Source organism: Prevotella sp. 20925_1_30 (genome assembly GCF_041433025.1).
Classification (GTDB): domain Bacteria; phylum Bacteroidota; class Bacteroidia; order Bacteroidales; family Bacteroidaceae; genus Prevotella; species Prevotella vespertina.
On record NZ_JAPWAR010000012.1, the window covers coordinates 15,747 to 29,507 of the forward strand.

General features: G+C 41.8%; 6 protein-coding genes. All 6 read left to right on the plus strand.

Translation table 11 applies throughout. The features are described from left to right. Positions 1-414: 414 nt before the first annotated feature. The 6 genes from hflX (at position 415) to O3603_RS06810 (ending at position 13,757) form a co-directional block, all read left to right on the plus strand. Complete coding sequence (gene hflX, locus O3603_RS06785; protein WP_371521702.1) at positions 415-1,665, plus strand: GTPase HflX; 1,251 nt, start codon at positions 415-417, stop codon at positions 1,663-1,665. A gap of 120 nt (positions 1,666-1,785) precedes the next feature. After that, positions 1,786-3,639 carry a DUF4954 family protein gene (locus O3603_RS06790; RefSeq protein WP_371521704.1) on the plus strand — a complete coding sequence of 618 codons (1,854 nt, stop codon included), beginning with the start codon at positions 1,786-1,788 and terminating at the stop codon, positions 3,637-3,639. A 37-nt stretch (positions 3,640-3,676) separates the two neighbouring features. Further along, positions 3,677-6,607, plus strand: a complete 2,931-nt coding sequence (locus O3603_RS06795) for a M16 family metallopeptidase (RefSeq protein WP_371521786.1) — start codon at positions 3,677-3,679, stop codon at positions 6,605-6,607. A gap of 109 nt (positions 6,608-6,716) precedes the next feature. Beyond that, the gene (locus O3603_RS06800) at positions 6,717-8,363 is read left to right on the plus strand and encodes a fumarate hydratase (protein WP_371521706.1); all 1,647 of its coding nucleotides are present in this window, start codon (positions 6,717-6,719) and stop codon (positions 8,361-8,363) included. A gap of 651 nt (positions 8,364-9,014) precedes the next feature. After that, positions 9,015-12,149, plus strand: a complete 3,135-nt coding sequence (locus tag O3603_RS06805) for a SusC/RagA family TonB-linked outer membrane protein (protein ID WP_371521708.1) — start codon at positions 9,015-9,017, stop codon at positions 12,147-12,149. 12 nt (positions 12,150-12,161) lie between these two features. After that, positions 12,162-13,757: a RagB/SusD family nutrient uptake outer membrane protein gene (locus O3603_RS06810; protein WP_371521710.1), complete on the plus strand. Its 1,596-nt coding sequence runs from the start codon at positions 12,162-12,164 to the stop codon at positions 13,755-13,757. The last annotated feature ends 4 nt before the right edge of the window (positions 13,758-13,761 follow it).

Below are 13,761 nucleotides of genomic sequence, written 5' to 3' on the forward strand. Positions count from 1 at the left end.
AAGTTTCACCGTGGTGACGAAATAGTTTCACCATGGTGAAAATAACAAAAGATACGGAAGGAAAAAACACAAGACACATGAGTAAAGAATAGGAGACAAGAGAGAAAGAATGTGGGAACCTATTAGACAAAGAGCGCAAACAGGGTTCAAAAGGATTTGAATTAGTATAGATGGAAATGTAAATATATTAGGTATAAATGATGCGGAGATAGGAAGGTGTTTTCACGACGCAATATCCCTTAAGAGCACGAACATTATTGTCTTGATTCTTAAAGGACATAAAAACGGAGGCTATGATTAGTATTTTTCAGAATTTATAAGTACCTTTGCCATGTAGCAGAAGGTGTAAGAGAAAGCTAACCAAAGTTATGCTATTACGCACACTACCAATATATTATAAGAGAAGCATACTGAATGAAAGAATTTATCATATCTGAAGTAAAAACAGAGACTGCTATATTAGTGGGACTCATCACAAAGGAGCAAGACGAAGCCAAGACGAAGGAGTATCTTGACGAACTAGAGTTCCTTGCTGATACCGCAGGCGCTGTTACCGTTAAACGATTCACACAGAGAGTGAATGGTCCGAGTGCTGTTACCTACGTTGGTAAAGGTAAGCTCGAAGAAATCAAAGAATATATCAAGCAGAAAGAGGACGATGATGAGCCTATTGGTATGGTTATCTTTGACGATGAGCTATCAGCCAAGCAGATGCGCAATATCGAGCAGGAACTCGGCGTAAAGATACTAGATCGCACCTCACTCATTCTCGATATCTTCGCTATGCGTGCGCAAACAGCCAATGCGAAGACACAGGTAGAATTGGCACAATATCGCTATATGTTACCTCGCCTACAACGCCTATGGACACACTTGGAGCGTCAAGGTGGCGGCTCTGGTTCTGGCGGTGGTAAGGGGTCAGTAGGTTTGCGTGGTCCTGGTGAGACTCAGTTGGAGATGGACCGCCGTATCATCCTTCAGCGAATGTCCCTCTTAAAGCAGCGATTAGCCGAAATAGATAAACAGAAGACAACCCAACGTAAGAACCGTGGGCGTCTGATTCGTGTAGCACTAGTCGGTTATACGAATGTGGGCAAGTCAACAACTATGAATCTGCTTGCCAAGAGTGAGGTGTTTGCTGAGAATAAGCTCTTTGCAACCTTAGACACAACCGTGCGTAAAGTTGTTGTAGAGAATCTTCCCTTCCTGCTTGCCGATACCGTAGGATTCATCCGCAAACTCCCCACAGACTTGGTTGATTCGTTTAAATCGACGCTTGATGAGGTGAGAGAAGCCGACTTACTTTTACATGTTGTGGATATTTCTCACCCTGATTTCGAAGAGCAGATACAGGTTGTAAACCAAACGCTCACCGAATTAGGATGTGCTGATAAGCCCTCTATGATTATCTTCAATAAGATTGATAACTATCATTGGATAGAAAAGGAAGAGGACGACCTCACGCCAGCAACCAAAGAGAATATCACCTTGGATGAGCTCAAGAAAACCTGGATGGCTAAGGAACAGGAGCAATGTCTGTTCATCTCAGCTAAGAATAAGGAGAATATAGACGAGTTCCGGGACGTGCTTTACAAGAAGGTGCGTGAGTTGCATGTGCAGAAGTATCCCTACAATGACTTCCTTTATAACATCGAAGAAGAATAATGATTATTGGGCTAATTGACCTAATTAGGCTAATCGGACTAATAAGATAAATTGGGATAATAAGGCTAATTGGGCTAGTAAGGCTAATAAGGCTGATAACAACAACTAAAACAAAAGAATATGCAATATCGTTCCCTAACACCTGAAGAGATAGACCTTCTAGAGAAGAATAGCTGCTGGGCAGAGGATTGGACTCGTGTGAAGGTCGCAGAGGAAGACTTTCAAGCAAAGTTCTTTCATCGTGTGATGTTTTATGGTGATATCCGATTGGGAAAATGCCAGAAGGATATAGAAATAGCAAAGGATTTCGTTAAGCACTCGGGCATTAACGATGCCACCCTACGCAATGTCACGGTAGGTGATAACTGTTTAATAGAAAAGATAGGGAATTATATCAATAATTACACCATTGGTGACGACTGCATTATCTCAAATGTCTCTGTTATGGAGACAACAGAGGGAGCAACTTACGGAGAAGGCAATCTAATTGCTGTGCTCAATGAGGTTGGTGATGGAAACGTTATCCTATTCCATGACTTAAACAGCCAGTTTGCTGCATTCATGGTTAAGCACTTCAATGATAAAGACCTCAAGAATGCAATACGTAGGCTCGTTTCGGAAGAGATAGCACGCACCAATCCTGACCGCGGAACCATCGGTAATAACGTGAAGATCATCAATACACGTGAGATAACAAACACGGTTATCCAAGATGATTGCGAGATATCAGGTGCTAGCCGATTGAGTGATTGCACAATACTTAGTTCAGAGAATGCTAGTGTGTTCATTGGTACTGGTGTCATCTGTGAGAACTCGATTATATCAGATGGTTCTAGTATTGTGAATAGCGTAAAGATGCAAGATTGTTTTGTTGGTGAGGCTTGCCAGATAGCTAATGGTTTCACCGCCTCACAAAGTGTATTCTTTGCTAATTCATTCATGGCAAACGGCGAGGCTTGTGCTGCCTTCTGCGGTCCTTTCTGTGCGTCACATCACAAGAGCTCACTACTCATCGGCGGTATGTTCTCCTTCTATAATGCAGGATCAGGAACCAACTTCTCTAACCATGCGTATAAGATGGGACCAATGCACTGGGGAATATTGGAACGTGGTACGAAAAATGCCAGTGGTAGCTACCTGTTAATGCCAGCTACGATAGGAACATTCTCGGTATGCTTTGGTAAGTTAATGCACCACCCTAACACAACAGCTCTCCCCTTCTCGTATCTTATTGCAGAGGCCGACAAGATGTTCCTTGTGCCTGGTCGTAACATAACAACGGTAGGACTTTATCGTGACATACGCAAGTGGCCTAAACGTGATATGCGTCCGCAACAGTCACAGAAGAGTATTGTCAACTTCGATTGGCTGTCACCTTTCTCTGTTGGTGAGATATTAAGAGGAAAGAAGATATTGGAAAGTCTGCGTCAAGCGAGTGGTGATAACGTATCAGCATACAACTATCACGAATACACCATCAATGCTTCCAGCCTGCGTAAGGGTATCAAATACTACGATATAGCCTTGCGCATCTACATGGGTGCAGTGCTCAAGCGTGCACATAAGTGGGGCTTCTTTGGTAAACCAGAGACTGAAGTCGGTACAGGTAAATGGAATGACTTATCAGGCTTATTACTTCCTGAATCAGAAGAGATGCGTCTTATCAGTGATATTAAGGATGGTACGCTTGAGACCATACAAGATGTTATTGAACGCTTTATGGAAATCAACGAGAACTATCGAGTATATCAATGGGCATGGACTTATCGCATGATTCTTGAATATTATGGAATCAAGGAGATTACTGCAGAAGACGATGAACGCATTAAGAAAGACTACGTGGAGGCACGTCGTGCATGGATTGCCGAGATTAGGAAAGATGCTCAGAAGGAGTTTGATATGGGCGATGTGGAGCCAGAAGTATTTGAGTCCTTCGTCAATAGCCTTGATCATGAGATTGACTTTGAGAATTGATAACCAACCTTATATTCAACAACTAAACTATTATGGTATGAGAAAGTATTTCCTTAATCAAATCTACATGAAGGGGATTTGTGTGGGAGCAATGCTTCTACTAACAACCCTTGCGGGACATGCACAGCGTTATAACTACGAGAGTGTGCCAAATGACCCCATGCAAACGCGTATCTATACGCTGAAGAACGGACTGAAGATTTACTTATCAGTAAACAAGGAGAAACCTCGTGTGCAAACTTACATTGCCGTTCGAACAGGGTCACGTAATGACCCAAAGGAGACAACTGGTTTGGCTCATTACTTGGAACACCTTATGTTCAAAGGAACTACCCACTTCGGCACATCTAACGCCGAAGCAGAACGTCCTTACCTAGACTCTATTGAAGCGCGATTCGAACAATATCGTCACATCACTGATCCAGTAGCACGCAAGAAGTGGTATCATCAAATTGATTCCATCTCCCAACTAGCTGCTCGTTATAATATTCCTAACGAGTACGATAAGATGATGACTGCTATTGGAAGTTCTGGGACAAATGCATACACATCGAATGATGTCACTTGTTATGTTGAAAATATCCCTTCAAATGAGATTGACACATGGGCAAAGATAGAAGGTGACAGATTCCAGAACATGGTAATCCGTGGATTCCACACAGAGCTTGAAGCTGTGTACGAGGAGTATAACATTGGACTGGCAAGTGACTGGCGCAAGATGTATGCAGCTTTATTTGCAAAGTTATTCCCTACACATCCTTATGGTACACAAACAACGATTGGACTTGGAGAGCACTTAAAGAACCCTTCTATTGTCAATATTAAGAATTACTTCCACAAGTATTATGTTCCTAACAATATTGCTATCTGTTTATCTGGCGACTTGAATCCGGACGAGACAGTAGCAACTATTGATAAGTATTTCGGTAATTGGAAACCAAGTGCACATATAGATGTACCACAATATGCTGCTCAACCAGCAATCACAGCGCCTATCGACACAACTGTTATAGGTAAGGAAGCTCCTATGTTCTTCATGGGTTGGCGTGCAGATGCTAGTAACTCTCAACAGATTGATACCCTAGAAGTAATTGGAGAGTTACTATCGAATGGCAAAGCTGGTTTATTCGACTTAGACCTTAATCAAAAGATGAAGGTACAAGAGGTCGGTGCGGGCGTTGCTGATATGAACGATTACTCTGTATTCTATCTCTATGGTCAATCTAAGAAAGGACAAACATTACCAGAAGTTCGTAGTTTGGCATTAGATGAGATTGAGAAGTTAAAGAAAGGACAATTCTCTGACGATTTACTTCCTTCTATCATCAACAACTATAAAAGACATTATTACACACAGCTCGATAACAACCAGTTCCGAGCAAAGCAATTTGTTGATGCATTCATCAATCATAAGAACTGGAAACAGGAAGTAGAAAAGATTAGTCGTATATCTAAACTAACAAAGACTGACATCGTTAGGTTCGCTAACCACTTCTTTGGTAATGACTTCGCCTGTGTTTACAAAGAGCAAGGTAATGACACTACTATTAAGAAGGTGGAAAAGCCAGCCATCACTCCTATCCCTACAAACAACGATAAACATAGTGCGTTCTTGGAGGAGATTGTAAACACAAAGGCTACTCCTATTCAACCTCAGTTTGTTGATTATAAGCGTGACCTGACAAAGGCGACAACAAAGAAGGGCTTACCTATCCTTTATAAGCAGGACACATCTAACGATCTCTTCACGCTCTGCTTTGTTCTTCCTTTCGGTGACGAACACGATCCTAAGCTCGCTTATGCAGCTGAATATCTTGAGTATCTTGGAACTAATAAGCTCACAAACGAACAGATCAAACAACAGTTCTATAAGTTAGCATGCGACTATAGTATCTCTGAGAAGAATGAGCGCACCTATATCACGCTTAATGGCTTAAATTCAAATATGCCACAAGCTCTTGCCTTATTAAATGATTTACTTAATAATGCAAAGGTGGATAAGCAGGCTTATAACCTCTATGTTGAACAGGTTCTGAAATCACGCAGCGATAATAAAGCTAATCAGCAACAGAACTTTGCTGCGCTGAGAAACTATGCAACGTATGGAGAATACAACCCAACCCGTAATATTCTTAGTGAACAAGCTCTTAGAGCAATGAATCCACAAGAACTACTAAATATGCTGAAAGGGTTGAAGAACTATAAGCAGACAGTTCTCTATTATGGACCATCAAGTATAAAGGCGATTGATGAACTTATTAGTAAAACCATTCAATCACCTAAGAAGTTTGCAGAAGTTCCTGCTGCTAAACGTTACGTAGAACAGACAACACCAAAGAATGAGGTGATTATTGCTCCTTATGAGGCAAAGAATATCTATATGGTACAGCTTCATAACGAGAATCAAGATTGGACACCTGAACGTGCCCCAATCATTGCTCTCTTCAATGAATACTTCGGTGGTAGCATGAATGCTATCGTCTTCCAAGAGTTGCGCGAAGCACGTGGACTTGCTTACTCTGCCTATGCACAATATGATACACCTTATCGTTTAGGTGATAAGGAGAGTTTCTACACCTATATTATTACACAAAACGATAAGATGATGGATTGTGTACACGAGTTTAACAAGCTCCTTGATGATATGCCAGTGCGTCAAGCAGGTTTCGATCTAGCAAAACAAAGTTTGATGAAGAGCTTGGCGTCTGCACGTACCACAAAGTACTCTATCCTCACTTCTTACCTTGCAGCACAACGATTAGGACTTGACACCTCGTTAGGCGAAGTTATTTACAAAGCTCTTCCAGCACTACAACTGAAAGATGTAATCGACTTTGAGAAGAAGTATGTAGCTAATAAGCCGTTTAAGTACATCATTCTTGGTGATGAGAAAGAGCTTGATATGAAGGGGCTTGAGAAGATTGCACCTATCAAGAAGGTTACTACAGAAGAAATCTTCGGATATTAGAACAAGGTAAAAGCGAATAAACAAGAAACATACAAAAACATAATAACAAACAAATAGAAAATGCCGCTGTGCCTTATACAACACAGGCACAGCGGGAAAACAAAACATTATGGCTGAATTCAAATATGCACCAATGTTTCAATTGGGCAAGGATGACACCGAGTACAGACTGATTTCTAAAGAGGGAATTAGTGTAGATGAGTTTGAAGGTAAAGAGATCCTTAAAGTAAGTAAAGAAGCGTTGACGCTCCTAGCACAAGAAGCTTTCCACGATTGTGAGTTTACGCTCCGTCGTGCGCACAATGAGCAAGTTGCGAAGATTCTAACTGACCCAGAGGCTTCTGAGAACGATAAGTATGTTGCTCTCCAATTCCTCCGCAATGCAGAGACGGCAGTTAAGGGAGTATTACCTTTCTGTCAGGATACGGGTACGGCTATCATTCATGGTGAGAAGGGACAGCAAGTTTGGACTGGTTTCGAGGATGAGGAAGCGCTCTCACGTGGTGTATTCAATACTTTCACAGAGGAGAACCTTCGTTACTCACAGAACGCTCCTCTTAACATGTATGATGAAGTAAACACAAAGTGCAACCTCCCTGCACAAATTGATATCGAGGCTGTTGAAGGTGCAGAATATCGATTTGTAATGGTTGCCAAAGGTGGTGGTTCTGCTAATAAGACCTACTTCTACCCAATGACAAAGGCTACCATCCAAAACGAGGGAACGTTGATTCCATTCCTCGTAGAGAAGATGAAGAGTCTAGGTACTGCTGCTTGCCCTCCTTACCACATCTGCTTTGTTATTGGTGGTACATCTGCTGAGAAGAATCTATTGACAGTTAAACTCGGTAGTATTAAGTACTATGATAATCTACCAACTACAGGTGATGAGACAGGTCGTGCTTTCCGTGACATCGACCTAGAAGCTAAACTACTAGACGAGGCACACAAGATCGGACTTGGTGCGCAGTTCGGTGGTAAGTACCTAGCACATGATATCCGTGTCATCCGCTTGCCACGCCATGGTGCAAGTTGCCCTATAGGTATGGGCGTAAGCTGTTCTGCTGACCGCAACATCAAGGCTAAGATTAACAAAGATGGTATCTGGTTAGAGAAGATGGATACAAATCCAAGTGAGTTAATACCAGAGGAGTACCGCAAGCCAGGAGAGGGCGCAAAGGGCATTGAGATTGATCTTGATAAGGGTATAGATGCTGTACGTGCAGAATTAACAAAGTATCCTGTATCTACACGCGTCAATCTAAAGGGAACTATCATCGTAGCACGCGACATAGCACATGCTAAGTTGAAGGCTCGTTTGGATGCAGGTGAAGACTTACCTCAGTACTTCAAGGATCACCCAATCTTCTATGCTGGTCCTGCTAAGACACCTGCAGGTTATCCTTGTGGTTCAATGGGACCAACAACAGCTAACCGAATGGATCCATACGTAGATGAGTTCCAGAGTCATGGTGGCTCACTCGTTATGTTGGCGAAAGGTAATCGTACGCAAGTTGTTACTGATGCATGTAAGAAGCATGGCGGGTTTTATCTCGGTACGATTGGTGGTGTAGCTGCAGTCCTTTCTCAAAGTAGTATTAAGAGCATTGAATGCGTAGAATACCCAGAACTTGGTATGGAAGCTATCTGGAAGATTACAGTTGAAGACTTCCCTGCTTTCATCCTTGTTGACGATAAGGGGCATGATTTCTTTAAGGAATTAAAGCCATGGACTGGTTGCAGTTGCGATAAATAAGATGTAAGAGAATATACAACTGAAGAGTAATAGCTTTTACAATTTTTCAACGAGATTATTACTCTTTATAAAACTAAGAACAGCATAAAAGTAGGTTAATACTTACCTAATGCTGTTCTTTTTTATATACTAAATAGGAGCTAAACTTACAATAATATTGAGACTTCATAACCCATTAGATTACAGGCACAAAAGCATTTAATAACTTCATCACGAATCCATTAAACTAAAGCACAATTATACTTTAACTTAAACTTCATTCGTACTTTAACTTAAACAACGATTGTACTTTAACTTAAACCCCTCTCGTACTTTAACTTAAACATCAATAGAGACTCATACACACCTTATATAATAGAAAGGGTTATAAAAGCACCATCGAGAAACAACAAATAATACAAAACAATAGCGTTGAAAACGATAAATATCTTCCCAAAAGGAAGAAGAAAGGTTCTATTTAGTCTCTTTTGTGTTTATATTTGTTAAAAGATGTGTGTACACTATACTATATTACAATAGGATATATTATATTTGCATCTGCAAAACCTAAAGGTACAGAAACAACAACCTAGTATTAGACAACGAAGTCCTAAATATACCCCTAAAGGACCCCTAAGTCAGATAATTTATTAACAAACTCAACTATAATCAATGAGAAAAGGAAAGATTCTACCAGTAAGTGTTTTCCTATCTTGCTGCTGCCTTAACGCATTTGCCAGTGGTCATGTCAGTTCATCTGACAATCTCGGCAAAAATATGGTGACAGCTGTTACCAAAGCTACAAGCACAGGTATCTTAGGAACACAACAATCTAATGGTGATGTAAAGGTCAATGGTACTGTCGTTGACAATGCCGGTGAGCCAATTATTGGTGCAACGGTAAGAGTAAAGAACTCTCAAAATGGTACAGCAACTGACCTTGATGGTAAATTTGAGTTAAGCGTCCCTAAGGGTTCAACTCTTATCATCAGTTACGTCGGAATGCTTACGCAAGAGGTTCAAGTAACAGGTTCGTCTGACCTGAAGATTACCATGAAAGACGAAGCACACAAGATTGACGAAGTTGTCGTAACCGCTTTAGGTATCAAACGCTCAGAGAAGGCTTTGAGTTATAACGTACAGAAGATTGGTGGCGAACAACTTAGTGCTGTTAAGAACGTAAACTTTGTAAACAGTCTGAATGGTGCTGTCGCTGGTGTGAACATCAACGCTTCAACGTCAGGTGTTGGTGGTGCTACTCGTGTTGTCATGCGCGGTACAAAGTCTATCACCGGTGGTAACAACGTTCTTTATGTAATCGATGGTGTGCCAATGCTCAATAAGAGTGGTGGTGATGTTGGCGGTGGTCGTTACTCAAGCCAACCAAGTGGTGAAGGTATTGCAGATATTAACCCAGACGATATTGAGAGCATCAACGTTCTTACAGGTCCATCTTCTGCTGCCCTTTATGGTTCAGCTGCCGCTAATGGTGTTATCATGATTAACACCAAACGTGGTGCAGAAGGAAAGGTGAAAGTTGCTGTTTCAAGCAGTATGGAGTTCTCTAATCCTTTTGTTATGCCAGAGTTCCAAAACACTTATGGCAACAAAGCAGGTTCTTTTGAAAGCTGGGGTGATCGTTTAGCAACTCCATCTTCTTACAATCCTAAGAACTTCTTTAACACTGGTCATAGTTACCTCAACTCTGTAACATTGACTACAGGTACAAAGACAAATAAGACGTATATCTCTGTTGCAACAACCAATGCAACAGGTATATTACCTAACAACAAATACAATCGTTACAACTTTACAGCTCGTAACACAAGCGACTTCCTCAATGACAAGTTACATCTTGACGTGAGTGCTAGTTACATCATCCAGAACACACAGAATATGTATCGTCCTGGTGAGTTCTACAACCCATTGACAGCCGTTTACCTTTTCCCACGTGGAGAGGACTGGTCAGCAGTACAGTTGTACAAACGTTACGACGCTTCACGCAAGTTTGCTACACAATATTGGCCTTATGGTGACCAGGGTATGCAGTTGCAAAACCCTTACTTCATTGTTAACGACATGATGACTCCTACAGAGCGTAAGCGTTACATGTTCATGAGTAGCTTGAAGTATGACATTCTTCCTTGGTTAAATGTTACTGGTCGTGTACGTGTTGATAACACTAACACTGAATCAGAGAGTCGTTTCCACGCAAGTGGTCAGGGCATCTTGTATGCAGGTACATACGGTAATGGTATCTATAACCACTCTCAGAGCATTGATCAGCAGACATACTTGGATATGATGTTCAACCTTGATAAGAGCTTCGGTGCTGATTATCGCTTAACAGCTAACCTTGGTGCCAGCCTCGAAGACTATCGCTCAAGTGGAGTTGGTTTTGGTGGTCCTATCCTCAAGGTTCCTAACTTGTTCTCTTCTGCAGCACTTGACCCAGTAAACGCGATACCTAATGATTCTGAGTTCCGTAAGCGCAATACAGCTGTCTTTGCTAGTGCAGAACTCTCTTGGAAGGATATGTTGTTCCTCTCAATGACAGGACGTAACGACTGGAGTTCACTCTTGGTAAATGCAAAGGAACCTTCTTTCTTCTATCCTTCTGTAGGTCTATCAGCCATTGTAACTAAGATGGCAAAACTTCCAGAGTTCATTTCATTCATGAAGGTGAGAGGTTCATATACTGAAGTAGGTTCTCCTATCCCTGATCGCTATCGTGGCGTTACACGCGGAACAGTGACCTACCCTATCTCTAATGGTATTCCTTCTACTCGTACCATCATGCCTTTCTATGACTTCAAGGCAGAAAGAACGAGATCATACGAGTTAGGTTTAGACCTACGTATGTTCAACAACAAATTGAACCTCGATCTTACTTGGTATCACTCTAACACCTACAACCAGACCTTCTTAGCAGAACTCTCTGCAACATCTCCTTATTCTGGTTTGTATATTCAGGCTGGTGACATTGCCAACACTGGTGTAGAAATGTCTTTAGCATATAACGACCATGTTGGTGCTGTAGACTTTGAGTCACGTCTTGTATATAGCCGCAACGTCAATAAGGTAAAGAAGTTGGTTCGTGATTATCACACAGGTATTGACAACCAGGTAATTAACTTCACAGAGACATCAGCTGGTGGTGGCTTCATTCGCGAGGGTGATAGCATGGGTGATGTATATATCACAAAGGTGTTGAAGCGTGATGCATCAGGTAAGATTGCTGTTGGTGCAGATGGTAGTCTGTCTTCTATGGACTTACCAAACGGTCAACGTCTAAAGATTGGAAACACTAACCCTGACTTCACTTTGGGTTGGAGAAACAACATCTCATGGAAAGGTCTTAACCTTTCATTCCTAATCAATGCACGTGTTGGTGGTATCGTAACTTCTGCAACACAGGCTGTTCTCGATCAGTTCGGTGTATCTAAGGCAACAGCAGATGCAAGAGATCGTGGCTATGTAGAGGTTGCTGGTGGACAGAAAGTTGACCCACAGAAATACTACGAGGTTGTTGCTAACCAACAGTTGATGGGTTACTACTACTACAGTGCAACTAACGTTCGTCTACAGAACGTAAGTCTAAGCTACACATTGCCTAAGACTCTATTAGGACAAGGCTGGCCTGGCGTTACTGTTGGACTCATCGCTAACAACCTATGGATGATTTACAACAAGGCTCCATTCGACCCAGAAGTTGCTGCTTCTACTGGTACTTATGGTCAAGGTAGCGACTACTTCAGTGCTCCTAGCCTAAGAAACATTGGATTTAGCTTGAAACTTAACTTCTAAAACGAATTTCTCATGAAACGAAATATTAATTCTATTATATGTGTTTCGGCTATTGCCGCATCACTATTAGCATCATGCCAAGCTGACTTTGAGGATATAAACCGTGATCATCGTCAGCCTACAGAAGAACAATTAGAGCAAGATAACCTCAATGTCGGTGGTTTTGTTACTTCTTTCGAAGAGAGTATCTTCCCTGTAGGATCTTCTGGCACAGGTTATGTTAACGATTATCAGATTCCTTACACACTAGCAGGTGCATGCTGGATTGGTTATATGGCACCAGCTCAAAATAAGTGGGTTGGACGTGGTTTCCCAAGCTACGCTCTGAAGCCATGGAGCCAGTATACCTACAATGTTATGGCTGGTAATGCCTTCCGTAACTTCCTTGACGTTAAGAAGCGCACTGCTAATGATCCTGAAGGATTAGCAATAGCACAGATTATCAAGGTCGCAGCAGTTCACAAAGCAACAGATACCTTTGGTCCTATTCCTTATACCAAGGCTGGTATCGCTGGTGCTACAACAGCTGAATACGACTCACAAGAAGATGTTTATAAGGCTATGCTAAAAGATTTGGACGAAGCTGTTCAGGCTCTTAGCAATGGTGGACATGATGTATTCCCTAAGTATGATATCATTTACGAAGGAAATTACACTAAGTGGTGTAAGTTTGCTAACTCTTTAATGCTTCGCTTGGCTATGCGCATTGTATACGCTAATCCAACGCTTGCACAGCAATATGCAGAGAAAGCAATCAATAATCCTTATGGTGTAATTGAGTCTGCTAAAGACGCTGCACAGCTATCTAAGGGTGCAGGTGTTTCTCTACGAAATCCATTAGTAATCATCAATGGTAGCTACAATGACGTTCGTATGGGTGCAGAGATTGAATCATACCTCAAGGGTTATGATGACCCACGTATTGCGTCTTACTTTGTAAAGTCAAAGAACAATGGTATCGAAGGTTACTATGGCGTTCGTTCAAGTATTCCAAACACAACAGACTACTTGGATAAGACAAAGTCATCTTCTCTCAATGTGCAAGATGCAACACCTATTTACATCATGAAGGCTTCTGAGGTTTATTTCCTACGTGCTGAAGGTGCACTTCGTGGCTGGAACATGGGCGGTGGCTCAGCACAGTCATACTATGACAAGGGTATTGCGACCTCATTTGAAGAGAATGGTTTAAGCTCAGCACAAGCAACAGCTTATGCAGCAAATAGTACAGCAAAACCAGCTAACTTCGTTGATGCACAACACTCTGAATATAATGCAACTGCAGCCTCTACGATCACTATCAAATGGGAAAGCAGCGATACCTTTGAAAAGAACTTAGAGCGTATCATCACACAGAAGTACCTCGCTATCTATCCTGATGGCCAGGAGGCTTGGTCAGAGTTCCGCCGTACAGGATATCCTCGCATATTCCCTTCTGTTCTCAACGCAACAGATTGTGATGTTGATGGTGACCTCCGTCCTACACGTATTCCATACTCAAATGATGAGTACACCAAGAACCTTGCAAATGTTCAGAAGGCTGTTTCATTATTGAATGGACCTGACAATGGCGCAACACGTGTATGGTGGGATAAGAAGAATAAATAACCCT